A 25,390-nucleotide genomic window follows, 5' to 3' on the forward strand; every position below is an offset into this window, starting at 1 on the left:
CTCTCCATAGTTCTAATATCTGTCCTTCTCTAATATTTTCTTTTAGGTACTCCAGTAATTGCCTTGCCCTCAATTCCGAATAGATAAAATTCACTTCATAAATGAATGGATAACTTGTATATCCACTTACATCATAGTAACCGTCCTTTTTAATGTCCAATTCATTTAAGTCATCTTCATTTTCAACAAATAATATTTGGGCATTAGGGTCCATCTTCTCCCAAGGTACCAACTCATGTGGTTTTATTTCTAATTCAATAGCTTCCTTAACAGTAATATACTTCGCTTTTGTTTCTACTTCTGGCATTTCATAATTTGTTGCTATAAATGAACAGAAACTCATTTATCAACCTCCTAAATTTAATCCTTATTAAATTATCCTGCTTACGTTAGTCATATGGCTCTACCCCTTATTGAAGTAAAACACCCGTTAGCCATCCATGTAGCGCAAAAACCAGCGCTACACCGCAGAAAATGAAAGATGATTAAGTTCTTTCATGGAAGTACAATAAGGATTTATTTAAACACTTTATCTATTTCGTCCTTATCGTAATCTAATATCCAATCATTGTATGTATTATAAATGTCTCGTATAGATTCAGGTGAGGTAGCAAGCAAATCACATCCTCTATCATCATAAACGTGAAAAATGGTTTTCCTTTTGATATTTAAAAAATATATCCTATGAAAAATACTTGGTTGAATCCCTAAATCCTGGTTGCATACTGCTTTTAACAATGGAATGTACTTCATATCAGATACTTTACATTCAAGGGTAAACCTATGTGTTTTATATTTTCCGTCCTCATCATCTTCAGGAAAAATATAAGGCATTTCTGTATGCTTCAATTTATATAAGACTGATTTATCATAGACATATGGAGAAAAAATCCTCGCTTTGTGCTTATAGGTTTTTCCATCTCCAAAATCATTCACATCTACTACAATAACAATTTCCTCGTCTTGTAAATGTAGCAATTCAAACAGCGTGACAGCCCTTTTATAAACCTCCTGTACATAAGGACTATTTTCATAATCGTATTCTCTATCCCACTCTATCCCTAACTCGAACCGTATGCTGATTTCCCAGTTATAAAACAAAGGTGGTCTAAGAATTAAGTTAGGAAAATTTTCATTCATATAGTCATTTATAAGCATATTTCCACCTCAATTTGTTTCTTTAATTTTACCATTTTTCTTCAACAAAACTGCCCCGTTAGCCATCCATGTAGGGCAAAAACCAGCGATACATCACAGAGAATGAAAGATTATTTCGTTCTTTCATGGGAGTTGAATAACAAACAAGAGCTGTCAAAGCAGCTGTCATAACACATTTGATCGTACCTGAAACCGCATAGGAAAGTGTAAAAAACCATCAAGTGAATTTTATACAATGATACATAAAACAGACAACTATTGTGTATTGCAAAATAAAAGGACAGAGTATTGTAACCTGATTTGGCGTTGCAACTTTACATGGAGAGGAGGACCAGATAGCCTCGTATAGGCAAAGCCAGCCCTTAATATAGCTGGCTTCTTGGTTCATTACTCATGCCCTCAGAGGCCTCCATGTCAAGTTGCAACATTGTGTAATTGCAAAGCTATGTATTTTTTCTTTGCAAAATACAACTATCTAGTTCTCTTCTTTCTCATGTTGAATTAATTATTTTCTTGTAAAGCCTATCATTCTGTATTTATTGATTTTGGGTAAATATTTGTTCTAATTGAATAAATACTTATCTCCGTGTTATAATTCATATTGAAGATGTATATAAAATATATAAGACCATTTAGTGTTACAGCACCAAATGGTCTTCGTAACAAGACGAATCGCTTCAAAGGCGATTTGCAATGAGAAGAAAGTAAACCTACTCACAGCTTGCGAGGCGGAGGCGGTTTACTTTTTTTGTGTAAAAGTAAACGACAATGCAATTACTGAAACTATAAGCGTAGAGAAACTTATAGCTACCATTATTGCTTCAAAAATAGTCATTGGCATCAACTCCTTTCTCTTCAAGGACTCGAAGAAAATAGGTGAAAATTTGATTACCAATCGCCCATAAAACCTCTATCTAGTTACTCTCTCATTATACCAAATTTTTAAGAATAACTCCTTTTTCCTGTAGAAACTCCAATCACCTCATTGGACAATAATGCCCACACACCACTTGAATCACGTTGTACAGTAGAAGCAAACATACCTCATAAATAACGTCAAAAAAGAGCGTCAATCCTTGTTGGATCAACGCCCTGATTTATTTTAAATCCTTTTTATTCCTGATCAAACCATAGTGGATCTTTGTCATCAACGTCGCCATTATAATTGATTAGAATTTCATCTCCGGCTTTTATATCTGTGTAAGCAAAAAAGTCAAAAGTGCGATTTTTAAAATTTATCTCATAAGTTGCATTTGGTTCATAAGAATGGTTAAATAACATTCCATAACCAAGAAGGATAGCGGATTGACCGATCCCATACTCAAAAGCATAATCAGCGAGTAACGTTTGCTCAATGTATTGATGTTGTTCGTTTGGATAAGAAATGACAGGTGCTTCGTGTAAAAGCTCTCCTTTTTGGATATCACATGTTGCAAATACCCCTCTATTGAATTCTCCATCACTTAATGGAGATGTTTTGATCTCTATCATGTTTGTTCTCCTACTCACTTTTAAAATATTCTTTGTAGCTGTAAACATTGAACTTTTTTAATTAGCTAGTTCATTTAAACACTTCGTTTGATTAGCGTGATTCTTTTGGTGGTTGGCAGACGTCACATTTACGTTGATGTTTATTTTTAAACTTTGTAAATGTTTTTTCAAATTCACTACCACACGCACATTTTAATAATAACTTTTGAGAAAAACCGTGATATTCCGTCGTTAGTAACTTACTTTCCGAATTATTCTCAATAAATTCTTTAATTTTTTCAATCGTCCATTTTTTATTCAATCTCTTACACCTCTATATTTTATCTCTATGCGGAGGCTTTCTTGGCATCCGTTCAGTTATAAGGAAAAGTCTAAATTACCTTAAGTTCCTCATTATAACACGAGCTGGTATATAATTAAACAGATTGAAAAAATCATATTTGACTAACATCCCACTACATACGTTTATGTATCAACGGTCTACCATTTTCATGATGGTACTTCTAATGTTACAAGTGCAATCTTCCCGAAATTCGAAAAGGCTTAATACACGCTAGTAAAAGCTATTTTGCATTTTTTAAAAGGCACAGAATCGCGCGGTCATCTGCTCCATCGAATTATTTATTTTTCACAATATATGTTATTCTATTTACAAAAAAAGGAGTGATATTTTGAGGAATTCCTTTAGCAAATATATAAAATATATACCACCACTCATTATTATTTTTGAATTAGTTTATTTCGGAATTCCAGATTTTGTGAAACCTATTTTTGTTTATGAATATTTTATTTTTTTCGGAGTATCTTATTTATTTGCTATTCTTCAAGATTTTTTTAATCCAAGTAAAAAAACAGATATATTACTACGAGTTGTCATGATCATTTGTTCTCTTATCCTATTGATTACATCCGTCTACTATACAGACACGTTCTCGATCATATTTTCTACGATTATGTTCATTGCAATTAGTTTTTCATTATATTTAGCAAACAAGTCAAACAAGCAACAGGATTAATCTTATTTGCTTGTCTGGCTTGATGATTATGATAGTGAAACATTCACCACGTAATTTTGTATACAAACGGTAGACCTTAGAGCTTTTTCGGAACTTGCTGTACATTCATTTTTTTGATGTTCATCCAAAATGGTCTATCAGCTGTTTATCGAATCATACTCCGATCATTTGCTTCAGTTTTTCAAAAGGAACATATCCAATAATTGGTTCACGTAATTTATTATGAATAATCAATCGAGAATGAGGAATTCCCATTACCTTATATTCCGCTGCAATATCTGGGCTTTTTTCAACATTTACCTTTATAATTTTCACCTTACCACTGAATTCCTCATTAAGTTCTTTAAGTACCCCTGCGAACATTTTACATGGGCCACACCATTCAGCCCAAAAGTTTATTAACACCATCTTTTTAGTTTTTAAGTGTTCACCTAATTCTTTCATTGTCGTTACATGAACAATTGACATCCTTCTTTTCCTCCTTTGTGAAAATAAAAATCTTGAAGTTATAATATGCTTATTATTATAATTAGACCCTACTCTTCCCCTTCATCACACATTAAGGACTTTTAATATCCGTAATTAAGTTAAAAAATTTTTAAATTGTACTATCGAAAACAACTGCCATCGCTGCTTTATATCCTTCAGCAGCAGCGACGATTAATGAAGACTGGCCTAATTTAGCTGTCTCCCCCGCTGCATAAACATTTTCCTGTGACGTACGGCCTGTCTCATCCACCATCATGCTACCATTTTCATTTAAATGACAACCGAGCTGCTCTGCAAATTGATTGGGACGCACAAAGTTAGGGACTATAAAACCGCCAACTCTTTCTATTTCAAACCCTGAACTAAATACGATTTTGTTTAAATAACCATCCTCACCACGAAGATTTTGAATAGGTTCAGTAATGATAGTAATGTCTTTTCTTTGTAGTTCATTCAATGTCGGAATAGAAAGCTCATGACCATTTGTGGCGATTACTAAATCCTCCGACCAATTATAAATAAGCTTTATTTATACAGCTTTTTTGAATCGAACTCCCGCACTTTTTCTCAGGTACACTGTACAACTGCTACCCTTTTAGAAAGTAAAGAAACATCAATAAAATCACATGATACCAATTTAGCACCTTGGATAGCATAAAAAAACCTCCCCCCAACCCCCTCACTTTTGAGGGGACTCCCTCGCCGGTAGGCAGGAATCGAATGCATTCGATTTAGAGCCAAGAGGGTTCGGGTGCAGCGAAATTGTCAACTCCTTAAATTCCTTTCGCTATCGCTCCAGTCAGACATTTACCGTTGACAATTGCCATGTTTTTTCTTCTACAGCAAGTTCACTTTCAACCGAAAATAAAATAAAAATAGGGGTAGCATATGCTACCCCATTTAACTATCAATCTCTATTGATTGAATATTCCATACAAATCATAAACCTATTTTTTTCTCTCCCATATCGCCTGTATAATACCCCAAAATATAAACCGATATACAAACGCTATGAGAAAAAACATATAAACAAATTCAAAAAGGGAAAAAGGCTCATAATCGATTAAATAGGAATTAATGAAAATCAAAATTAAAGATAATAATTCCATTGTAGAATTTTTAAATCCTCTTTCTTCATACAAATACTTGGCCCTTTTTAGATTGAAAACATCCTTTAATTCATCAGTAAAGAATCCCTTAACCAATCCCAATCCTATCAAATAAATTCCCAAGGAAAGTTCAAAAGATATATTATAAAACCCTCGTTACTAAACAATAAACTACAGTTAACAAAAATAAGTACACTTTTACTATTCTCCTTGTTTATTGATAATTTAACTGTATCATATAAGGTACATGATGAATACTCACACTCAATCTAAAAAAATAATTAGGAGGATTCGCATATTTAAAAAGTTCTTTACTGTATTAAGTATTATTGTTCTTACCTTCAGTATTTCTTCTCCAATGATCGGTCACGCTAGTGAAATTGGTTATGAGGAAGACATGTAAATTCTAAACCAAAATATAAATCGACCCCATGTAGGTGATCATCCTTAATTTGAATACGATGATGATTTTAGGTACACTTTTTCTGTTATTTCTTCCTTTCCATACAATACGTTCTTTGGATTAATAATAATGATTAAAACGGCTGCAACGAAGTAAAAAATGGCGTTATACATGAGTAAATCAATTAATTTCCCGTTTATTAAGCCCAGAAAGAAATTAAATAATTGGTGGATAATGATTGGGACGATTAAATTTTGATTTAAATTATGAAATGCTGTCATGACGATCTTAGTAGACATGATTGCAATCATAAAGAGTAGAATATATTTGATTAAATCAATGCCCATATACCCTGTAGTAAACCATATAGGCAGATGCCACTGCCCCCACCAAAAACCTATGATGATTGAAGCTTTTAATGGCGAATGCTTCTTTTGAAGCTCCATTTGAGCGAAACCTCTCCACCCTAGTTCTTCTCCTAGTGGCCCAGAAAGAAGGTTTTTAAAAAAGAAATAAATCAGCATTCCCCATGAAGAAACAGTAAAAACAGAGTCTACTTCACTAGTATTAGATACTATAAACAAAATCATCAAAAATATGAATGCTTGAATCATACTTGCAATAAAAATCACAGAAAACTTAAGTTTATTCTTGAATTTATCTTTTACAAATTGCATAAAACTTTGCCCAGGATAGATTTTTTTAAATAATATTGCAAAAGCAAAGGTTGAGGACCAAGCTGATATACAGAGCATGACATCAAAAATCCATTTAGGAAATCCCAACATGCTGATGGCTCCTACAAGACAAAAAAGTGGCAAAAAAATGATATTGGTTAGTACAATAAAACTCGCTACTGGTTTTTTTAGTTTCTTTTCTCTATTCATGTATATTCCCTGCTTCGAACTAAATTTCCGTAAAAATATTAAGGCTTTTACGAATACCTTTAGCTTAAACCTAGGGGTTGCTCACAGGTCAATACTTTTACCACCATAAAATTCAGCGTAAGAAAAGATAAAAAATACCCTTCAAAGTTTTGAAGGGCAATTACATATATTCTTTCTATTCATCGAAATATGTAGTGTTAATATTTTTCTCGTCCAAAAATTTTTCGATTTTTTGTTGCTGCCTTCCGTTCGCTTTCGTAAAATGCTCTGAAGCAAAATCTGTTATATCTGTCAAGCTACCATTTTCAACCGCTCCAACAATTTCTTCTTCAAATTGTGTTAAAGTTTCCCTGATTGATGAAACAAATTCATAGATTGTCTTTGAAGGTTCTTTATAATCATCTGGGATACTATTATTACTTATAAAATCATTGAAATTCGCATCATTCTTTTTCCCTTCAGCTATTAATTTATGTAATTTTTCCTGATCGGTTTCAGTAGCATCCTCATAAAGATAAACAATCTTTTCCATTTCTTTATCTATCACATGACTATAATCCATATACTTTTTTAAACTTGCTTTCATTTCGTCTTCACTAATAGTTTCATTCTTTTTATTAGAAACAAATATATCATCTGGAATTTTAACAGTAATATTGCTAATAGATTTTTCCTTACTTTCTTTATTGCTTTCTTCGTTAGGCATTGTTTCGTGTGAACAAGCATACATCAATACAATAGTGAACGCCATTAATAGATATAAAGTAAATTTTTTCATACTAATCTCCTTTTCAATCCATCTTGTCATTAATTTCACCCTTTCTTATAATACGCTTTCTTCTCGAAGCGTCTCTACTTCCTCATGTGCAGTGAACGAACCATTTTGCAATAAAATGATTCGATCTAAAATAGGCTCCACCTCATATACACTTCGTGTCATAGTGTACTAGTTAAATAGTACACTATGACTTTTAATTTCGCAAGCATTATATTCAAATAAAAGGAAGAACCCCTAAATAAAGGGCTCTTCCTTGATGAAATTAAGTTGAATAAAGTATGCCTCTTCAGCAAAGCGAGGAAATAATAAGTTTCACTTGATAGGTGCATAAATCTCTAGAAATACACGTTCAAGTCCGTCTTCATAAGTGGTCAGTAATAGGTTTATATAAACTTGTCCCAAAAGTTCATACCCTTTTTCTAATGCTATGTTTCTTAAACTCGCTTCCACGTGTTGATCAATATTTTTTCCGCCAGTTGACCATCTTCCATCTTCAATAATTGTATAAATACATTTTGGATGAGATAAGGTTTCACCGTCTATTTCTCCATCAGGGTCTTCCACTTTTCTTACAATAATAAACTTATCTTCTATAATACCTTCTTCATTGAAGTTGATGACTCTTCTTAAAGATGTGAGCGTAACTGCTTTTTTTAAGCTCTCTGCATTCTTTTTTAAAGTGTCATATTCTTCATACGCTGTAAAATGTTCTATTTCTCCCTTTATTGCTAAAGGTTTCATTTCCTTAACTATGTACTTTCCTAAGAATTGTTTGATTTTCTTACAATCTTCTTTTACTATTTGAATCTTTTTCAATAGAAGTTTTTTATATTCTATTTCCAGTAAAACCTCTTGTTCTTTTTCTTCTAATAATGATTGAATTCCATCAATACTCTTACTTTTTCTTAATTCCTGGATTTTTTTAATTTCAATATCAATTTCTCTGTAGAAATTTACTGTTGTAATATCATAAATATCAAAATGATTATATTTTCTATACCCATTCTCAATATTTTGCTTCGGCTTTACTAATTCCTTTTCCTCATAAAATTTCAAGGTATCTCTAGATACACCTAAAAAATTAGCTACTTGCCCAATTGTGTACATTTTAGTCTCCTTTCTTTCAAGCAAATTCTTTATGATGTTTTACTTTATCCATATAACCATATAATACCGTTTTTTCGACAAGAGATGCCAGATGATACTCTGTCCAAGCAATGGAAGGTTATTATTCCGTATTTACAGCTTTTATAATTCTTTCTCTAATAATTACAAAAAGAACTGCCGAAACAGCTCCAGGATTCTAAAAACTTTTATTCTTCAAATGATAGATTTGTCGGTTCCTCTAAAAGATGGTTTTCAAAACTAATGTGGGTTGTAGGGGTATCTTTATCAACCACCTCAAAACTAAGTCCATCCAGCCAAACTTCCCCTTTTCCTGTCAGTAAAATACCGAATGATATTATTGCACTATTTTCTGGTACATCCAGAACTATAGAATATCGATTCCAACTATTTGTACCAGTGATTGGTCTATCACTCATATTATCAAACTGCAGGATATCCTCCGATGCAGTATCTACTCTCATCCAAAGTCCTGAGAATTGTTTAACATTTTCAGTTTTAATAAACCCCGAAAGTTTAACTCTTTTATTTCTAAATTCATTTGCCTTAAATTGTTGCATCATTGTTGCAAATTCATCTGGTTCCTGAACAGTTTTTGATTTTAAATATCCCGATGCTTTTCCTTGATGTACAGTTTCCTGATCTATTCCTATTTCATAATTATATGGATGACTCCCACTAATAAACCAGCCTTTAATTTTCTCTTCCATTATTGATTCCTCCTTGTTTTTTCTCATAGCTCTCATTACTTTTCTGTATTGCCCTGGTGGCAAACCATATAGTTTTTTGAATGCTCGTGTAAAGGATTCTTGTGACTCAAATTGATAATAGAACGCGATATCTATAATTCTTTCATCCGTATGAAGAAGTATAACTGCAGCATTTGCAAGTCGCCTCATTCGAATATATTCCGTGACAGACATTCCAACAGAGGTTTGAAAAACCCTGTGAAAATGATATCTTGAAAATCCGCTCACTGCATCAATATCATTGGCGGAAATTCGCTCATGTAAATGTGATTCAATCCAATTTATTGTTTTTTGAATTAGCCAGTCATTTTTCAACGGTATTTCACCTCCTCTTCACTTATTATCATAACGAATAAGAATTAATAATTTTTGACTTTTTTTGCGATATTCTTCAAAACCAGAGATACTTTAACACAACATCTTCATATAAATTGATTTGCTACACTCTAATATGTAAAAGCCCAAGTAAGCTGTCCACCTAAAGTAGATAAATGCTGATACTTGATAAAAGATCTCACGGTGCTTTACCATAGTTAAGCAATGATATGTGACAGTATCCATTACTCTTACACAATCTTGAAAATATCTTTACTTAAGGAGTGGTAGACTTGGCACGTGTTTTATTTATTAATGGTGGATCAGAAGGACATATCAATCCAACTATTGGTGTTGTACAGGAGCTAATTACGCGCGGAGAAGAGGTTGTATTCTTTACGATAGAAGCTTTTCGGGAGCGAATTGAGAAGACAGGAGCGACTGTGCGCACCTTTGACGGTCAAAAATTTATAAAAGCCTTTATTTCAGGTGGAAGAAATCATTTGCTCGAAAGGGTCAATGGACTTTTACTTACTGCAGATATCGTCATACCTAGTGTTCTTGAACAGATTAAAGGAGAACATTTTGATTACATCATCCACGATTCTATGTTTGGTTGTGGTCATCTAATTGCCAAAATCCTGAAGCTTCCGGCAATTAATTCATGTACATCTTTTGCTGAGACTCAACAATCATTTGATAAAACTTTAGAACATCTTTCAAAAAATGTCCCAACCGAAGTTTTAAAAAAGATCAATGATGATTTTCAACAACTGACAACAAAAATTAAAGAAAAATATGAAGTTGAAATCAATTCTCCATATGAAGTTTTTTGTAATCCCGCACCACTGACAATTGTTTATACAACTAGGGAATTTCAACCTTTTGGAGAAGCATTTGACCAAACCTATAATTTTGTAGGTCCTTCCATCTCTTCACGATTAACGCAGGAAGACTTCGACCTTACTGCCATCAAAGAGAAAAGCCCCATTTACATTTCACTCGGTACGGTCTTAAATCAAGCCATCGATTTCTATAAACTTTGTTTTAAGGCATTTGAAAATACGGAGCATACCGTTGTCATGTCGATTGGAGGTCAAACTCAACTTGATGAATTGGGAGAGATTCCTGAAAACTTCATTGTAAAAAATTATGTTCCACAAACTGAATTACTAAAAGATACAAAATTATTTATCACACATGGTGGAATGAACAGCACCAATGAAGCTCTCTATAACGGGGTTCCGCTAATCGTAATCCCACTAAGCGCGGATCAACCGATAATTGCTAAGCAAGTTACCAACATTGGAGCAGGTATTCAATTACAAATGCAAAGTTTGACGGCAAATCAACTAAATGAAGGTGCCGATCATGTGTTAAACAACCCTTCCATCCATAAAGCTGTTGCAAATATTAAAGAATCCTTCCAAAAATCAGGTGGGTATCACAAAGCTGTTGATGAGATTTTCAATTTTAAAAGTCAATTCGGTATTTAAAAGCTGCCATTATTGGTGGCTTTTTTTGGTACTGTACCTTCAACTTTATTGAAGTAATGGAGTGGGACTTTATAAAGAAATATTTTTACGTAGATCAAAAAAGCTGGGTAAACATCCCCAGCTTTTCTGTACATATTTAGTTAAAAGAGCAGCGACAAACAATATATCCTTTGTTAATGTAATCTATCATCAAACATTAATTGTATTTGAATACCAAAAGGATCTTCAATAATACCGTATGCTTTGCTAAAAACATTATTTGATAACGGAACAATAATTCTAACTCTCTTATCTGTCGTTGAGCTTTTGTAAAAATGTTCGATTTCTTCTAAATCCGCACTTTGAATACACAATGAGGTGTTATTCCCTACTACATATTTTTCAGTGACATCCATTGTATCTTCTGCCAGCATTACCTTTGTTTTACCGATTGCTAAAACGGAGTGCGAAATAAAGTGTCTATTCTCTTCAGTAAGCTGCAGCGAGCTGTCACGTCTTGCCATATCTTCAAAAGTAACGAGTAACAATTCCTCTGCGTTAAAATGTTTTTTGTAAAAATCAACCGCTTCTTTTGCTTTTCCTTTCATGGATAAGAAAATAGCTACTTCTAGTGTTGTACTCATGGTATCAATCTCCCTTAATAAAATGATTGTAGGTAGATATCTTATCAATTGATATTACCTTGACCTTATTTTAAGATGTAAAGGTATCAAAACATGACACCTTTATCTTCGTTCAGAAGAACCCCCCACATCTGAAGGTGGTGAGATGAATGAGGATATGGTTCCTTTTCACCCACGTACTGAATGAAGATAAAGCCTCCGGCGGATGTCACGGATTTTGAAAGGAATGAATTGTGCAGGCACAATTCTAAATCCGGATGCAATTACGCCAAGGCGAAATTGATAAGGAGATTTATATGAAGAAATCCGAAAGATTAAATGACATGATAAGATACTTAAACAGTCGAGAGTACTTTAATTTAAATGATTTAATGGATAAATACAATATTTCTAAAAGTACGGCTCTACGTGATATTAGTTCATTAGAACAATTAGGTATGCCTATTTTTTCGGAGCACGGCAGACACGGACGTTATGGTATCTTAAAAAATAGATTATTATCCCCTATTATTTTTACGATTGATGAAGTGTATGCTCTGTACTTTGCCATGCTAACGTTAGAATCTTATCAATCAACACCTTTTCATTTAAGTGTTCATAAATTAAATGAGAAGTTTGAAAACTGTCTGTCTAACAATCAAATACTGCAGATTCACAAAATGAAAAAAGTCTTGCAGTTTGAAGTAAATCAACATAATAATGTTAGTCGTTTTTTAGATAAAATTTTAAGGAGCATTCTTAATGAAAGCACCTGTAAGATTCAATATTTAAAAAATGACGAGCAAAAAAGCTACCATGTTCAATTTTTCAAAATTTCTGCTAGGTTTGGTCAATGGTATGCCACTGGAATAGAGTTCAATACACATAAATATAGAGTTTTTAGATGTGATAGAATAATCTTTATGGAAGAGGAAGAACTTACTCCCCACTTCTCTATAGATGAACTTATTAGTCGTTCATTAGAAATTTACCAATCCGAGAAGAGGATTAACTTTGAAGTTGAGATTTTAGCACAAGCAAGGGATTTATTTTATAAAGAACAATATCCCTCAATGAAATTAGAAATTGGTAATAAAACAGTCATTAATGGATTTTATAATCCTGGAGAAGAGGAATTTATCGCTAACTATTTTATGAGGTTCGGTCATAGTGTTATCTCAGTGAAACCTGAATCATTAAAACAAATTATTCAGGATAAAGTAGAGAACCTATTCAATCACTATCAAAAATTATAATTTAACATTGTAATTTGTGGGGTTTTCCAGCTGAGTAACTACTGTGCATTAGCAATCAATAATTTTGACAGACAAAGTAAAGGAGAAAAACGAAGTCGCTTTTCTCCTCTTTTTTATATAAAACTCGGCTATGCCTCACCTTCCGCCATTAACCAATTCACAATTGCTATTATCGGGAATGCAATGATTGCCGTTAGAATGGCTAATATAGGTGCTATACTAATTGTTAGTGCAATATACATCAGATACATAATTGGTGCAAGTAATAAAATACTTGGGACTACCCATCCGGCAACCACTACATAATGATACACACCCTTCGCCCAATTTACTTTTAATAAGATTGGTATAATCAACAGCAAACTAATGATCACTGGAATCGTAAATGCATAACTAATACCTTTGAACGTAAGACTAGTCATCACGGCCAATGCAATCCATACAACTTGCGTACCTATCGCGAAATTCGCAGGACCCCATTTTTTCGAAATCCACTTCACAAAAAAGAAACAAGACACAATAGCGAGTAAGACCATCAACGTAAGAATTGTCGGATCATAAGGACCAAACATAATCATATTATATTTATCTATTCCATCATTAAATACACTTGCTAAAAGACGTATTAGAAGGAAATAGAAGATGAAAATGGCAACGAGACTACCTATCATCGCAAAGAAACTTAAAGCAAGGCCTTTAATTTGTATCACTTGCTTTTTAAAAATGAAGAAGAATATTGCAGCTGTTAAGACAAGTAAAACAATCATCAATGGGATGACTACCTTTTCGGAATACACAACTAATGCTTTTTTCATTAATGGGAAGTAAATGGCATCACTTTTACTTTCCTCTAAGGCTTGAAACTCTTTTGCATCCATCATCATATACTTTTTCACTAAAGGAAAAGCATAGCTCCCAAAGTGACGAATTGTTCCCGCATCACTATTTTCCACACGATCTATCTCCGTATGATAGGCCTCTAATCCATTCATATTTGCAAAATTATAGCCTATTTTTTTTGCCACTTTTAATTCTGTAAAATCTGTATCGTTCGGCATCCTTTTATACATTTCAGAAGCAAATGAGTAAGCTACGGGGTATGGAACGGTCTCTTCATACAATTGCACTAACTTTAAATCATTCGGACTAGTTTCAAACAAAATTGGTACCCCTGTATTTCCTCTTGCTTCGAAATTAAACATTACGCTTACTTTATTTAAAATATCCGTTCGTTCTTTAAAAGCACTCGCCCCAAGTAAACCTGGCTCCTCACCGTCTGTTAGCACAAAATAGATTGTGTTTTTAGGTGCCGGCATTTGTTTTAACGCTCTTGCCGTCTCCATAATTGTGACAACGCCGTAACCATCATCCGACGCTCCAGGAGCCTCAGTTACAGAATCATAATGAGCTGTTAATAAAATCGCATTGTCATCTCCTGATGTCCCCGGGATTTTCGCGATAATATTTTCAACAGTTCCTGTACTTATTTTTGCAACATACTTTCCTTCTCTAATATCCTTAACTGACTTCGATTGAATTTCAACAGGTATATCGAGATTTTGAAAGTGTTTGACAATATAATCCCTTACCCTTTTATTCGTTGGAGAGCCCATTGGATGTGGTTCCTTCGCTACTTCTTTCAAATAATGAAGAGCCCTTTCTGATGAAAAGTCCTTGTCTGTTTCCCCCATTTCTTCAGTAGAAGGACTTAAAAATTGACTAAAACTTATAAAAAGCGTTAATAATCCTAGTAATATCGCAAAAATAAGCAGTTTTCTTTTTTTCACCTATTACTCTCCTTATTCTTTTTACTTAATACCGAATTTCATGGCACCTAGACATATCATATGTTTTATTTTTAATTTATTTTCCAATCATCCAATTTCATTCTAAATCTCTTATGGACAAGAAATAATTCAATTTACAAAAAGGAAATTAAAAAACATCTCCATTGAAACAAGGGTTGGGAAGAAATCACCTAGAGAGTATACTAAAAAGATAAACAAAAGAAGCCTTTCAAATTAGTTGATGGTTGGCAAACAATAAATTTCTTCACGATATTTCCCCATAACTTTTAAAATCCTAACTAGCATTTTGAGATAATACAAGAAAACATTAATGCATGTATTAGGAACGGAAATCAACCCTACGTTATGGTGATGAACCATACATACCTTATCGTTGAATCCAGTTCAATTCATTCAAAAGCACAACGAATATCAAAACACCTTTTCATTCTTCACTATAATTAAAATCAGGAGTGATATATGATGAACAATATGATTCAAGATATGATCGATTGGATTGAAGAGCATCTGTTTGAAGGGTTTTCCCTCATGAAACTAAGTAAAGCAATGGGCTATTCTTCTTACTATTGCTCCTTTAAATTTCATCAAATAACGGGCATTAGCATCAAACGATATATGACCCTTAGAAAAACATATCTTTCTTCAATCAGTCTTAGTGAAACAGATGAAAGAATCATTGAAATAGCGATCAAACATGGCTACTCTTCCCAAGAAGCATTTTCCCGAGCTTTTAAGGAGATATTTGGAGTTAGTCCCAATGCCTTTCGTTTGTGTCCTGAACCATTGCAAACATATGTAAAACTCACTATGAATGAAGCGAGGGGTTATTTTATGGACATTTCAAAAAAATTAAGAATTGAAGATTTACAAAAGCATGTGGATAATCATTTTGATCATGAAGTATTGAACATTTTAAATGGACAACATATGTACGAAGAATTCAGTTCTCAACATTTGATGGGAAAAAGCGATTACGCACCATTTAACGAAGCAATGTGTGTACATGACACCGTTAAAACCATTTTTAGCGACTCATTCAAACAGGTTCGAGCGACAGGACATGAAGTTTCATTAGCAGAATATGAAGCCATTACAGTTGCACCTCTTGAAAAGACCTTATTTTCAAAAGAATATCAATGTATCGTTCTTTGGTTTGGTGAAGATATGTTTTGTCAGATGAATTTAATAACCGTGTTAGCTTATTTAGAACAAACATCATTCAAAGGCACTATTTACTATCATGCGGTGAGAGAGCAAACATATGATGTGCACGAAACTGAAATAACATTAGGTAGCTATTATGATTTATATAAAGCAGTGTTAGTAGACCACCATATGCCAGATGTAGAACTGATGCCTGTTATGTATCAAGGAATCAAATTGTATTTAGAACTATTGAAAACCGACAACGAAATCACAAAATACATTCAAACACATCAACATCTATCTCACCATGAAATCGTACGAAACCTACTACACCTCTTCCCTCAGTATGGTTTAGGGGATTCTCAATATTTAGCATTCATTAAAGCAACGCAAATTAAAGATTGAGCGTTGCTTACCTCCCCTTTAGAGTGGTGAAGAGTTGCTATCAAACTCTTCATCGCTCATTTTAACAGCACGAAAAAACGAATCTCCTGCTTTGAAGAGAAAATTAAAACATTTTTTGTTGTCAAACAACATCATTGACAATGCATTAGATTTTTTATATTCTGTAATAATGCATAAAATTTGTAAAATATCATGAAAATAAAGAATGAGGTGTATTGAATGAGAATTATAAAAGTTGTAGATTATAACCACAATTGGAGCAGCGACTATCAGAAAGAGGAACGTTCTATTAGGGCGATCCTTCAAGAAGAATTGGTGAATAGTTTTCATATTGGAAGCACATCAGTTCCGGGTCTAAAAGCAAAACCCATTATTGATATTTTACTAGTAGTCGATGATATTCATAAATTGGATTCATTTTCTGAACAATTTCAAGAGATTGGATACGAAGTTATGGGAGAATTCGGGATAGCTGGAAGAAGATATTTCCGTAAAGGTGGCGATCATCGCACACATCAAATTCATGCTTTTCAATATACCAACATTGAAGAAATAGAAAGACATTTAGCATTTAGAGATTACCTTCGAGAACATCCCGAAGTTTGCAGGCAGTATGGAGAAATAAAGAGCCAACTTGCCATGCAGCATCCAAATGATATTGATGGCTATTGCGACGGGAAAGACGATGTTGTTAAAAACGTTGAAAAAGATGCTATTAAGTGGTATTGGACTGTTCGTTAATATTAATGTTCATTTAATGGCTGTCCTAGAAAGCCCTCTTTACTATTATAAGGATATAAAATATGAGTAACAAAAAATTTTATCAGACAATATCATATACGAGGGTGTAGTGAATGAAAAAACAGTGAAAATGGCCTCCTAAATAAAAATTAATAATATTTAGGAGGCGATTAATAATGATTATTAAAACCTACTTCTTTTATACTATCCTCATTTGTAACAAAAACTATTTCTTCTACCAAAATATTATTTTGTTATTTTTCTCATAACCCATTCAATGGGTCCCCTTTTAAATTTTCTGCTCCATAAAACAGAAAATAAAATACTCGCTACGAAAAACAATAGTGTAAATACGAATGAAAATACTAACGTTTGGTTTTCTAATCTATTTAATAAAGTTAATATGCCGACACCGATAAATACATGACTTACATAGTGAGTTAATGTTAACTGTCCTGTTTGAATAAGTGATTTGGTCAACCAATGACTAGAAAAATTTTCCACAATATAAATAGAGGCAACGATGACAATTATCGCTGAAGCGGAATTTGATAACATATATAATATGTTTGGTGGAATTGGTCCAGTTTGAAACAAGAATTCGGCACTTTTACCATCTAATACTGACAGAGATAGTTGCATCAATATTTTTGAAAGTACCTCTATTGTTATGAGTAGAATTATAGAAATAAACAACATTTTGTTTCTTACAGCTTTCTTCGATAAATCAAGTCTGCCAAGGATCATTCCAAGTAAAAAGAAACAAATCCAAGGGAATACTGGATGATACCCATTAAACAAAAGATTTCTTAGAAAACCTTCAATCGTCCAAAAATCAAGATATTCCATAAATGGTTGATCTGGATGCCATCCTTTCAAATAATTCATTGTTACTTGTAAGGCTTGCGTGGTGATTAAAAAAAGACTAGATATGATGATCATGAACTTTGTAGAAGCTACGATAAGAAAGGATGCAATCAGCATATAAACGCCATAATAATGAAGGATATCCCCAGTCCAATCTGCAATATATAAAAGTAAACCTAGAATAAAAAGAAAAGCGGAACGTTTCCATAATTTCACCTTATTTTCTTTAATAGTAGAAAGGTCACCGCCATTTCTAGCTTTTCTTGTCATCAAAGCAACTCCGATACCTGCCAGCGTAACAAAAGTAGCAGACGCTCTTCCTTCGAAAAGTCCAGTAAACCATATAAGCCAATCCGGTCCTCTCCCTGCCGCTCCCATAATAATTTTAAAGTTAACTATCAGCATTCCAAACATAGCCAAGGCTCTAGCGAAATCTAACCCTTCAATACGTTTAGATTGTAACTGTTTGATCATAAATGTTCCTCCTTAAGTACACGATTGGGACATCTTTTTATAGATATTGCAGACTTTTTATACCTACTAAAATATTAATGAAACCATTATTTATCAGAAACCTATGCATTTTTTTTGGCGCCCTACTTAATACATCATCACTATAAACTATAGGGTTGACCTAATGTCAAACAAACTTTTTTGTGTCCACCTCTCAATTCATTTGCCCAATTATCCATTGGTAGAATGATGCTAAAACCCACACGGAGCAAATTCTTTACCTTTATCACATGGGATTTATACCTACATATTCTTATATCCCATCCATTTCTTTGATTATCAGTGATAACTGTTTAAGGCTTTATCTTAGGTTTATCGTTTGACATTAGGCTAGCCCTAGGGTTTATATTTATCTAGAGAAGAGGGATATTATGGATGAAACAATTACAATAAATCAATTGGCTAAAATATTTGATATCAGTCATCATCAAATACGATATTACGAAGAAAAAGGACTCTTATTTCCATCCTACACAGCTAATAATAGATATCGAAAATATTCTCTTAAGGAAATTTATCAACTTGCTCAAATATTAATGTTGAGAAATTTAAATCTTTCAATCGCACAAATTACAGAGGTTTTAACGACGTATGAAAAAAATGATTATTCGAGTTTATTAGAAGAAAAATCAAAAGAACTTTCAGACGAAATAAACAAACTACAAAAGATTAAAAAGGCAATTGATCACCATTATGTAAATATTACAAACAAAAAAGTAAATTCAACAAAATACTTAAAAGAAAGTCATTTAGAAAAAATAATCACTTTAAAAGCGAATGAAACTTTATCAGCCAAAGATTTTTTAACATTACAATTATCAACGCAATTTTTTTATAATGATGTTATTTATGTTTTTGAAGAAGATGAATATCATATGTGTATAAAAACAGAACATAAGGCTGATTTCCTCATGATTGAAGGTAAATATAATTCTATATTTATTTCAGGTGCAAATGATGATGAAATTGAGAAGCAAATATTATCCATTATCGACAAGAAAAATATCCCTATCTATGTAAGAGAGCTCTCAAGCGGCATTTTTACTAATAGTAATATTCTTGAGTTAGAAATTCTGATTCAAGAAAAAAGCGATAAAAATGAAAGCTAATCGTGATCATTTATTGCTGAAAGAAGTAAAATTTATTAGAATATAAACCAATGCTAGAGAATGTTATATTTCATCCCGAATATAGAAGCAAATTATTGCAGTAGGCAAAGAGTTTTGCTCGAACTCATTTACAATCAAATGAGTTGCGTTTGCGCGTCGTAAGTAGTAATCCTCGTACTAAACAACATTACGAGCTCCTATCATTCAAGACTCAATCAGAACAGAAGAACTCCGTGCTGCAACTTTTATTCAATAAATCGAAATGGGATTATAAATTATATTGATATGTAAAACTCAAAGAAAATAATTGTGAAATAGATACCATTTTAAAAAGCTCACATGTTGAACAGAATCGTTCAACATGCGAGCCTTTTTTTACTGAATTATACATTTATATCTGTAATAGCAGGAATATTTATTTCCTTCACACATGAAACTGGTGATAAATTAATCACACATTGGACAATGGCTACAATATCTTGTACAGGAATACGTGTCCCTTCATACAACTTAATTGCCTTTTCAGCCCCTTCTTCAAAAGGTACTTCAGCAGCAAGTTCTCCTGGATTAATACACGTTACAGTGATCTTATCTTTTCTCACATGCTCGCGTAAAGCATTTGTAATGCCTCGTAAGCCAAACTTAGATGTCACAAACGAAACTTGCGCATTATTCGTATGATCTAAACCTGCTGTCGATCCTATCAAAATCACTTTTCCATTTTCCGCCTGTCTTAAATTAGGTAATAGCGCCTGAATATATGTAATTGTGGAAGTTAAATTAATATTAATTAAGTTTGCAATATCCCCAATTTCATCGTTATCAAACGTATAATCATATTCAAAACCGCGCTTTTCCCATACTCCAACATTGTAAATTAATACATCAATAGCAACGCCTTTTAAAGCTTCTTTTAAAGCAGGAATATGTTGTTGACTAGATAAATCAATAGTCAGCCATTTACGATTTACGCCATCATTTATATCTAAACTACTTGGTCGTGTGCGTGACACCACCCATACTGTATCCCCTTTTGTTGGTAAACCCTTTACAAATGCATCACCTAATCCTTGGCTTGCTCCAAATATAATAAAGTTCTTACTCATCCAATCACCCTTTCTATATGACTACAACGTAAGTATAGTTAATATAAAAATTAGTAACAACTAATGTGATTTATAGAAATATTTAGGTACTTAAAATTCCCTATGCTTATTCATTTTAAACTTATTTCACCCAATACGTAGTGCAATCATCACTTCGATCTAGGAAACCATATTCAATTAAGTATCTTCTTATTGATACATAATCACTATAAATAGGCTTTAATATCTCATTTACTTCCTTTTCATTATATTTACGCCCTACCTCAAACTTCGTTGTAATGTGTTGCAGTAAAATTATCTTTCGTTTTTCCTTACTTGGGAAACTTTCAATAGGACCTTCTAAGCCATTTTTAAAATACGTCGCTAGTACTTTTTCTTTCTCATCTACTGTAATCGCATAACGTTCATCCACCTGTGTCGCCCCCTTATGAATTGGTTCGTATACTTTTGTTGTTTCTAAAGCCTGCATGATTGCCAGAAAAACTTTTGCTTGTTTTTCTTTTTCTTTCAATTTAAATCGATGCTGTCGAATTGTTGAAATGCTATTTGCAGAAGTGCTATTAATAATGTCTTTATCTGGCGCCCCTGTTGCAAATAGCTTCAGCAATTCGGTTTGGATATCAGATAACCCTGTATACTTCTTATCTAATTGAAGTAGCGCTTCGAACACAGAGATATGTTCATTCTCAATATGGTGTTGTATAGCTTTTCTAGCCGTAAAAAATCGATTATCTATTTGGAATACTTCTTCGGCATCAAATATTTCATTACAAAATATACATTCATATGTATCACCTGTGTTTACATATCCCCTCGATAATTCCTCGATTGTCAAATCACCTGTATCCATAAACAAAACCTCTCTTTGTTCACTATTTAATAAACAATATACAACAAATTCATTTATTTGTAAACAACGATTCGATCTGTTTATCCTACAAAACAAAAAGAAGAATCCATTTTGACGATAATCAATCAAAATAGATTCCTCTTAGTAGATAAATCATTTATAGCATAAAAGAAACGATACTTTTACCCCTAGCATTAATTATTTTTAGGAATGAACCAATAGTTATCTTTGTTATTTTCATCCATGTATTTTTTTAACTCAGGAGAATTATAGGCTTCTTTTACTGCTTTTGCCCATTCGCTATCTTTATTTTTTTCATTTACTACGGCTACTAATTCGTAATTTTTCACAACATCTTCTTGCAATATGGCATTTTTCGCATCAATTCCTGAAGAATATACGATACTTCCTGGGATTACACCATAATCCAAGTCTTCTAATGTACGTGGAATTTGAGCCGATTCCATTTCTTTAATTTCCAACTCATATTTATTTTCAACGATATCTTGTGCTGTTGCTTGAATTGGATCTACGCCCTCTTTAATTTTTATCCAACCTGCTTTTTGTAAAATTGCATAGGCACGAGCTGCATTTGATGGATCTTGTGGAATGCCAATTACGTCGCCCTTTTTAACGTCATCTAATGATTTCTTTTTACCAGGAAATAAAGCCGCTGGCACTGTTGGAACAGCTGTTAACGCAACAAGAGATGAGCCACTTTCCTTATTGAAGTTGTTCATATATGCTGTATGTTGGTCCACGTTTAAATCTATGCCACCATCAGCTAATGCAACATCTGCTTGTCGTAAATCTGTAAATTCTGTGTCTTCTACTTTAAATCCTTTATCTTCAAGAATTGGCTTAATGGCTTTTAAAAATAATTCACTATAAGGTCCAGGTGACGTGCCGACTTTAATTGTTTTCTTGTCATCTGATGAGCTCGAGTCCGAATTTCCACAAGCCACCAATAAAATGGCAAGCGATAATAATAGAAATGCTGAAATATACTTCTTCATAATAAAGACCCCTTTTTTATTGATGTCTAATTTTTTTAGCTAAATAACTGCCGAGTGATTGGATAAGTTGCACAATAATAATTAAAATAACGACAGTTAAAATAATGACAAATGTATTAAAACGTTGATAACCGTATGATATGGCTAAATTCCCTATACCACCGCCCCCAACCGTACCAGCCATCGCAGTTGCGCCAATCAAGCCAATCGTTGCGGTTGTTAGCGTTAATATAATAGAAGCAAGTGCTTCAGGAATTAAAAAATGTCGTACAATTTGTAATGGCTTTGCGCCTAATGATTTTGCTAATTCGATAATTCCCGGATTCACTTCTAATAGAGATGTCTCCACTAATCGTGCAATAAATGGAGCAATATAAATAATGAGCGGAACTATCGCCGCCTCCGTACCATATGTTTTCCCAACAATTAAGCGTGTGAACGGTACGATGGCTACAAGCAAAATAATAAACGGTAATGAACGAATAATATTAATCATTGAATTTAAGATGAAATATATAATTTTATTTTCTTTTATACCATTTGGCCTTGTAAGTACTAAAAATAGTGCAAGGGGTAACCCTAATAACGTTCCGATTAATAGCGATACAGAAACCATATAAAGGGTTTCTGTCATGGCTTGCCAAATTATATCCGGGGAAATCCGATTCATATTTTCACATCCTCTACGATGACATTAAATTCTTTAATAAATGCTTTAATTTCTTGAATGATTGGCTCATTTGCAGAAAAAGCGATCGTAAAGATGCCTAAAGTAGTTCCCTCGAGTTCCGTAACATTGGCTAAGACAATATTGCTTTCTACATGATTGAAACGTTTATTTAGTTGATACAATAACGAACTAGCCGTATTTTCTCCTAAAAACTTTAGTCGTAATAACGTATACGTTTGTTGATTTTTTTGATAATAATCCAATAGGTCTTGTGGAATTTTATTCGGAATAACCGTTTCTACAAAATCTTTAGTAGTCGGTTGGCTCGGCTGACCGAACACTTGAATAACATTTCCTGTCTCAACTAATTGACCATTTTCCATCACAGCTACTTTATTACAGAGGTCACGAATAACTTCCATCTCATGTGTAATTAATAGAATGGTTATATTAAACTGTTCATTGACACGTTTTAACAATGCTAAAATTGATTTCGTCGTTTTAGGATCGAGTGCAGAGGTTGCCTCATCGCATAATAAAATTTCAGGATTTGTAACCAACGCACGCGCAATTCCAACGCGTTGTTTCTGACCTCCAGAAAGTTGGTTCGGATAATTTTTATCTTTATCTTCTAGCCCAACAAATGAAAGCATTTCCTTCACTTTTCTATCGATGTCTTCTTTACTTTCATTCCGTAGCTTTAATGGCAAAGCGACATTGTCAAAAACATTTTTTGACTCAAGTAAATTGAAATGCTGAAAAATCATACTAATCTTTTTCTTATTTAAAATTTTCTCATTCGGACTTAACGCTTGAATATCCTTGCCGTCTACGATGATTTGCCCAGAAGTCGGATCTTCTAAGCCATTTACCATCCGAATTAATGTACTTTTACCCGCTCCACTATAGCCAATGATCCCGAATATATCTCCTTTCTGAACTTCAAGAGAAACATCATTTAAAGCGACTATTTTCTTTTTCTTTTGATAAAATTCTTTTACGATATTTTTAAAGACAATCAATGTATTATTCCTCCTGATAAATTTGCCAATAAGTTAATCACATATTTTCAGAGATTAATCGATCAAAAAATGACTCGCAATTTTCAGGAACACTTCCCCTGTATTAATTAGTGCTCGTTCATCAAAATCAAATTTTGGATGATGGTGAGGATATTGTGTATTTGGATCTTCATTATGAGCACCTACATAAAAGAAATTACCGGGTTTTTCTTGTAAATAGTAAGCAAAATCTTCCGCTCCTAACACCGGATCTTTCTGCATAAAAGCACTCTCTCCAAATTGCTCTTTAATGAATTGCTCCACAAGTGCAGCTTCTTCTACTGGATTAACAAGTACTGGATAACCATGTAGGTAATCTAATTCAAACTCTATATAATTCGTAACCTTTAACCCTTCTAAAATTGCTCGAATTTCCTTTTCAATTTGCGCACGAACATCTTTATTTAATGCACGAACGGTTCCTTCCAAAACAGCAGAGTCTGCGATAACATTGAAGGCATTTCCAGCATGAATACTTCCGACTGTGACAACTGCCGCTTCTGTTGGATTAATACGACGACTAACAATTTGTTGTAAATGTTGAACTAAATGTGTTGCCGCAATAATGGAATCCTTCGTTTCATGTGGTCGAGCACCGTGTCCGCCTTTACCGAAAATTTTAATCGTAAAAGCATCAACTGAGGCCATTATTGCCCCTGAGGCAGTTGACAGCTTGCCAACAGGAAGGTCTGTCGCTAAATGTGCTCCGAACACATAATCCACATCATCTAAAACCCCATCTTCAATCATAAATTTCGCCCCACCTGGTGGCTTTTCTTCGGCTGGTTGGAAAATAAATTTAGCTGTTCCATGAATACTGTCCTTATGTTTTTGAAGAACCTTTGCCACTGCGAGTAAGGCAGCTGTATGCCCATCATGTCCACAGGCATGCATAACGCCAGGCACTTTAGATTTATATGTAACTTCTTTTTGATCCTCGATCGGTAATGCATCGAAGTCTGCTCGAAATGCAACCGTTTTTCCCGGCTCTTTACCTTGAATAATTCCGACGACACCTTTATCACCAACATTCTCTTGCACAGAGATTCCATAACTTTTTAATGTATCCACGATATAGCGAGATGTTTTTTCTTCTTGAAAAGAAAGCTCCGGGTTTTGATGTAAAAAGCGACGATTTTCTACTATCTCTTCAAATAAACCAGTTAACTCTTTTGTCAGTGTTTCAATAGTCATTCCTTAACCCTCCTCCTACTGGTTAATCAT

26 protein-coding genes are annotated in these 25,390 nt (G+C 33.5%); 6 read left to right on the top strand and 20 right to left on the bottom strand.

Annotation, left to right across the window (positions count from 1 at the left end; genetic code table 11):
* The 5 genes from ACMZ42_RS24195 to ACMZ42_RS24215 form a co-directional block, all read right to left on the bottom strand.
* A partial coding sequence (locus ACMZ42_RS24195; protein ID WP_415733052.1) for a magnesium transporter occupies positions 1-343 on the bottom strand: 343 nt, incomplete at its 3' end.
* Between the two features lie 173 nt (positions 344-516).
* Complete coding sequence (locus tag ACMZ42_RS24200; protein ID WP_370078500.1) at positions 517-1,158, bottom strand: DUF3885 domain-containing protein; 642 nt, start codon at positions 1,156-1,158, stop codon at positions 517-519.
* 739 nt (positions 1,159-1,897) lie between these two features.
* The gene (locus tag ACMZ42_RS24205) at positions 1,898-1,999 is read right to left on the bottom strand and encodes a putative holin-like toxin (RefSeq protein ID WP_415733075.1); all 102 of its coding nucleotides are present in this window, start codon (positions 1,997-1,999) and stop codon (positions 1,898-1,900) included.
* Between the two features lie 272 nt (positions 2,000-2,271).
* Positions 2,272-2,649 carry an SET domain-containing protein gene (locus ACMZ42_RS24210; protein ID WP_370083255.1) on the bottom strand — a complete coding sequence of 126 codons (378 nt, stop codon included), beginning with the start codon at positions 2,647-2,649 and terminating at the stop codon, positions 2,272-2,274.
* Positions 2,650-2,740: 91 nt separating this feature from the next.
* On the bottom strand, positions 2,741-2,950 hold the full coding sequence (locus ACMZ42_RS24215; protein WP_370083253.1) for a hypothetical protein: 210 nt from the start codon (positions 2,948-2,950) through the stop codon (positions 2,741-2,743).
* A 370-nt stretch (positions 2,951-3,320) separates the two neighbouring features.
* On the opposite strand from ACMZ42_RS24215, the gene ACMZ42_RS24220 reads away from it, so the two are divergent.
* On the top strand, positions 3,321-3,665 hold the full coding sequence (locus ACMZ42_RS24220) for a hypothetical protein (protein WP_415733053.1): 345 nt from the start codon (positions 3,321-3,323) through the stop codon (positions 3,663-3,665).
* Between the two features lie 153 nt (positions 3,666-3,818).
* On the opposite strand, the gene ACMZ42_RS24225 is transcribed toward ACMZ42_RS24220, so the two are convergent.
* The 6 genes from ACMZ42_RS24225 to ACMZ42_RS24250 all read right to left on the bottom strand — a co-directional run bounded on the left by ACMZ42_RS24225 (position 3,819) and on the right by ACMZ42_RS24250 (position 9,520).
* Entirely contained in the window at positions 3,819-4,133 is a 315-nt protein-coding gene (locus ACMZ42_RS24225) for a thioredoxin family protein (RefSeq protein WP_415733054.1), read from the bottom strand.
* Positions 4,134-4,263: 130 nt separating this feature from the next.
* Positions 4,264-4,611, bottom strand: coding sequence for an FAD-dependent oxidoreductase (locus ACMZ42_RS24230; protein WP_415733055.1), 348 nt, complete (start codon positions 4,609-4,611; stop codon positions 4,264-4,266).
* Between the two features lie 1,099 nt (positions 4,612-5,710).
* On the bottom strand, positions 5,711-6,553 hold the full coding sequence (locus tag ACMZ42_RS24235) for a lysostaphin resistance A-like protein (protein ID WP_415733056.1): 843 nt from the start codon (positions 6,551-6,553) through the stop codon (positions 5,711-5,713).
* A 175-nt stretch (positions 6,554-6,728) separates the two neighbouring features.
* Entirely contained in the window at positions 6,729-7,331 is a 603-nt protein-coding gene (locus ACMZ42_RS24240) for an NDxxF motif lipoprotein (protein ID WP_370083263.1), read from the bottom strand.
* 312 nt (positions 7,332-7,643) lie between these two features.
* Positions 7,644-8,438: a MerR family transcriptional regulator gene (locus ACMZ42_RS24245; RefSeq protein WP_370083243.1), complete on the bottom strand. Its 795-nt coding sequence runs from the start codon at positions 8,436-8,438 to the stop codon at positions 7,644-7,646.
* Positions 8,439-8,644: 206 nt separating this feature from the next.
* Entirely contained in the window at positions 8,645-9,520 is an 876-nt protein-coding gene (locus tag ACMZ42_RS24250; protein WP_370083239.1) for a helix-turn-helix transcriptional regulator, read from the bottom strand.
* A 293-nt stretch (positions 9,521-9,813) separates the two neighbouring features.
* Between ACMZ42_RS24250 and ACMZ42_RS24255 the strand changes: the two genes are divergently transcribed.
* Positions 9,814-11,016 carry a macrolide family glycosyltransferase gene (locus tag ACMZ42_RS24255; protein ID WP_415733057.1) on the top strand — a complete coding sequence of 401 codons (1,203 nt, stop codon included), beginning with the start codon at positions 9,814-9,816 and terminating at the stop codon, positions 11,014-11,016.
* Positions 11,017-11,189: 173 nt separating this feature from the next.
* On the opposite strand, the gene ACMZ42_RS24260 is transcribed toward ACMZ42_RS24255, so the two are convergent.
* Positions 11,190-11,639, bottom strand: coding sequence for a VOC family protein (locus tag ACMZ42_RS24260; RefSeq protein ID WP_415733058.1), 450 nt, complete (start codon positions 11,637-11,639; stop codon positions 11,190-11,192).
* Positions 11,640-11,935: 296 nt separating this feature from the next.
* Here ACMZ42_RS24260 and ACMZ42_RS24265 point away from each other — a divergent pair, with 296 nt between their 5' ends.
* A complete protein-coding gene (locus tag ACMZ42_RS24265; RefSeq protein ID WP_415733059.1) occupies positions 11,936-12,874 on the top strand; it encodes a helix-turn-helix transcriptional regulator in 939 nt (312 codons plus the stop codon).
* Positions 12,875-13,002: 128 nt separating this feature from the next.
* On the opposite strand, the gene ACMZ42_RS24270 is transcribed toward ACMZ42_RS24265, so the two are convergent.
* Positions 13,003-14,661 carry a M28 family peptidase gene (locus tag ACMZ42_RS24270; protein WP_415733060.1) on the bottom strand — a complete coding sequence of 553 codons (1,659 nt, stop codon included), beginning with the start codon at positions 14,659-14,661 and terminating at the stop codon, positions 13,003-13,005.
* 483 nt (positions 14,662-15,144) lie between these two features.
* Here ACMZ42_RS24270 and ACMZ42_RS24275 point away from each other — a divergent pair, with 483 nt between their 5' ends.
* A complete protein-coding gene (locus ACMZ42_RS24275) occupies positions 15,145-16,233 on the top strand; it encodes a helix-turn-helix transcriptional regulator (RefSeq protein ID WP_415733061.1) in 1,089 nt (362 codons plus the stop codon).
* A 219-nt stretch (positions 16,234-16,452) separates the two neighbouring features.
* Positions 16,453-16,974, top strand: a complete 522-nt coding sequence (locus ACMZ42_RS24280) for a GrpB family protein (protein WP_415733062.1) — start codon at positions 16,453-16,455, stop codon at positions 16,972-16,974.
* A gap of 246 nt (positions 16,975-17,220) precedes the next feature.
* On the opposite strand, the gene ACMZ42_RS24285 is transcribed toward ACMZ42_RS24280, so the two are convergent.
* A complete protein-coding gene (locus ACMZ42_RS24285) occupies positions 17,221-18,315 on the bottom strand; it encodes a DUF418 domain-containing protein (protein ID WP_415733063.1) in 1,095 nt (364 codons plus the stop codon).
* A 410-nt stretch (positions 18,316-18,725) separates the two neighbouring features.
* Here ACMZ42_RS24285 and ACMZ42_RS24290 point away from each other — a divergent pair, with 410 nt between their 5' ends.
* Positions 18,726-19,463: a MerR family transcriptional regulator gene (locus ACMZ42_RS24290; RefSeq protein ID WP_415733064.1), complete on the top strand. Its 738-nt coding sequence runs from the start codon at positions 18,726-18,728 to the stop codon at positions 19,461-19,463.
* Positions 19,464-19,846: 383 nt separating this feature from the next.
* Here the strand turns inward: ACMZ42_RS24290 and ACMZ42_RS24295 are convergent, their stop codons facing one another.
* The 6 genes from ACMZ42_RS24295 to ACMZ42_RS24320 all read right to left on the bottom strand — a co-directional run bounded on the left by ACMZ42_RS24295 (position 19,847) and on the right by ACMZ42_RS24320 (position 25,360).
* Positions 19,847-20,569 (bottom strand): SDR family NAD(P)-dependent oxidoreductase, encoded by a 723-nt coding sequence (locus ACMZ42_RS24295; protein ID WP_370083223.1) that lies wholly within the window; start codon positions 20,567-20,569, stop codon positions 19,847-19,849.
* Between the two features lie 121 nt (positions 20,570-20,690).
* On the bottom strand, positions 20,691-21,419 hold the full coding sequence (locus tag ACMZ42_RS24300) for a DUF2087 domain-containing protein (RefSeq protein ID WP_415733065.1): 729 nt from the start codon (positions 21,417-21,419) through the stop codon (positions 20,691-20,693).
* A gap of 194 nt (positions 21,420-21,613) precedes the next feature.
* Complete coding sequence (locus ACMZ42_RS24305) at positions 21,614-22,435, bottom strand: MetQ/NlpA family ABC transporter substrate-binding protein (protein ID WP_415733066.1); 822 nt, start codon at positions 22,433-22,435, stop codon at positions 21,614-21,616.
* 16 nt (positions 22,436-22,451) lie between these two features.
* Positions 22,452-23,105 carry a methionine ABC transporter permease gene (locus ACMZ42_RS24310; protein WP_415733067.1) on the bottom strand — a complete coding sequence of 218 codons (654 nt, stop codon included), beginning with the start codon at positions 23,103-23,105 and terminating at the stop codon, positions 22,452-22,454.
* The gene (locus tag ACMZ42_RS24315; protein ID WP_415733068.1) at positions 23,102-24,127 is read right to left on the bottom strand and encodes a methionine ABC transporter ATP-binding protein; all 1,026 of its coding nucleotides are present in this window, start codon (positions 24,125-24,127) and stop codon (positions 23,102-23,104) included. The genes ACMZ42_RS24310 and ACMZ42_RS24315 overlap by 4 nt, the downstream gene beginning before the upstream one ends.
* Before the next feature lie 54 nt (positions 24,128-24,181).
* The gene (locus ACMZ42_RS24320; RefSeq protein ID WP_415733069.1) at positions 24,182-25,360 is read right to left on the bottom strand and encodes a M20 metallopeptidase family protein; all 1,179 of its coding nucleotides are present in this window, start codon (positions 25,358-25,360) and stop codon (positions 24,182-24,184) included.
* Between the last annotated feature and the right edge of the window lie 30 nt (positions 25,361-25,390).

It is taken from the genome of Lysinibacillus sp. NPDC056185 (assembly GCF_047737915.1).
Classification (GTDB): Bacteria; Bacillota; Bacilli; order Bacillales_A; family Planococcaceae; genus Lysinibacillus.

Excerpts from the sequence above, each read along its gene's own strand:
- ACMZ42_RS24265 (WP_415733059.1), top strand. The coding sequence starts at position 11,936 with ATGAAGAAATCCGAAAGATTAAATGACATGATAAGATACTTAAACAGT.
- ACMZ42_RS24260 (WP_415733058.1), bottom strand. The coding sequence starts at position 11,639 with ATGAGTACAACACTAGAAGTAGCTATTTTCTTATCCATGAAAGGAAAA.
- ACMZ42_RS24295 (WP_370083223.1), bottom strand. The coding sequence starts at position 20,569 with ATGAGTAAGAACTTTATTATATTTGGAGCAAGCCAAGGATTAGGTGAT.
- ACMZ42_RS24275 (WP_415733061.1), top strand. The coding sequence starts at position 15,145 with ATGAACAATATGATTCAAGATATGATCGATTGGATTGAAGAGCATCTG.
- ACMZ42_RS24290 (WP_415733064.1), top strand. The coding sequence starts at position 18,726 with ATGGATGAAACAATTACAATAAATCAATTGGCTAAAATATTTGATATC.
- ACMZ42_RS24225 (WP_415733054.1), bottom strand. The coding sequence starts at position 4,133 with ATGTCAATTGTTCATGTAACGACAATGAAAGAATTAGGTGAACACTTA.
- ACMZ42_RS24210 (WP_370083255.1), bottom strand. The coding sequence starts at position 2,649 with ATGATAGAGATCAAAACATCTCCATTAAGTGATGGAGAATTCAATAGA.
- ACMZ42_RS24320 (WP_415733069.1), bottom strand. The coding sequence starts at position 25,360 with ATGACTATTGAAACACTGACAAAAGAGTTAACTGGTTTATTTGAAGAG.
- ACMZ42_RS24200 (WP_370078500.1), bottom strand. The coding sequence starts at position 1,158 with ATGCTTATAAATGACTATATGAATGAAAATTTTCCTAACTTAATTCTT.
- ACMZ42_RS24310 (WP_415733067.1), bottom strand. The coding sequence starts at position 23,105 with ATGAATCGGATTTCCCCGGATATAATTTGGCAAGCCATGACAGAAACC.
- ACMZ42_RS24305 (WP_415733066.1), bottom strand. The coding sequence starts at position 22,435 with ATGAAGAAGTATATTTCAGCATTTCTATTATTATCGCTTGCCATTTTA.
- ACMZ42_RS24245 (WP_370083243.1), bottom strand. The coding sequence starts at position 8,438 with ATGTACACAATTGGGCAAGTAGCTAATTTTTTAGGTGTATCTAGAGAT.
- ACMZ42_RS24300 (WP_415733065.1), bottom strand. The coding sequence starts at position 21,419 with ATGGATACAGGTGATTTGACAATCGAGGAATTATCGAGGGGATATGTA.
- ACMZ42_RS24280 (WP_415733062.1), top strand. The coding sequence starts at position 16,453 with ATGAGAATTATAAAAGTTGTAGATTATAACCACAATTGGAGCAGCGAC.
- ACMZ42_RS24235 (WP_415733056.1), bottom strand. The coding sequence starts at position 6,553 with ATGAATAGAGAAAAGAAACTAAAAAAACCAGTAGCGAGTTTTATTGTA.
- ACMZ42_RS24205 (WP_415733075.1), bottom strand. The coding sequence starts at position 1,999 with ATGCCAATGACTATTTTTGAAGCAATAATGGTAGCTATAAGTTTCTCT.
- ACMZ42_RS24240 (WP_370083263.1), bottom strand. The coding sequence starts at position 7,331 with ATGAAAAAATTTACTTTATATCTATTAATGGCGTTCACTATTGTATTG.
- ACMZ42_RS24285 (WP_415733063.1), bottom strand. The coding sequence starts at position 18,315 with ATGATCAAACAGTTACAATCTAAACGTATTGAAGGGTTAGATTTCGCT.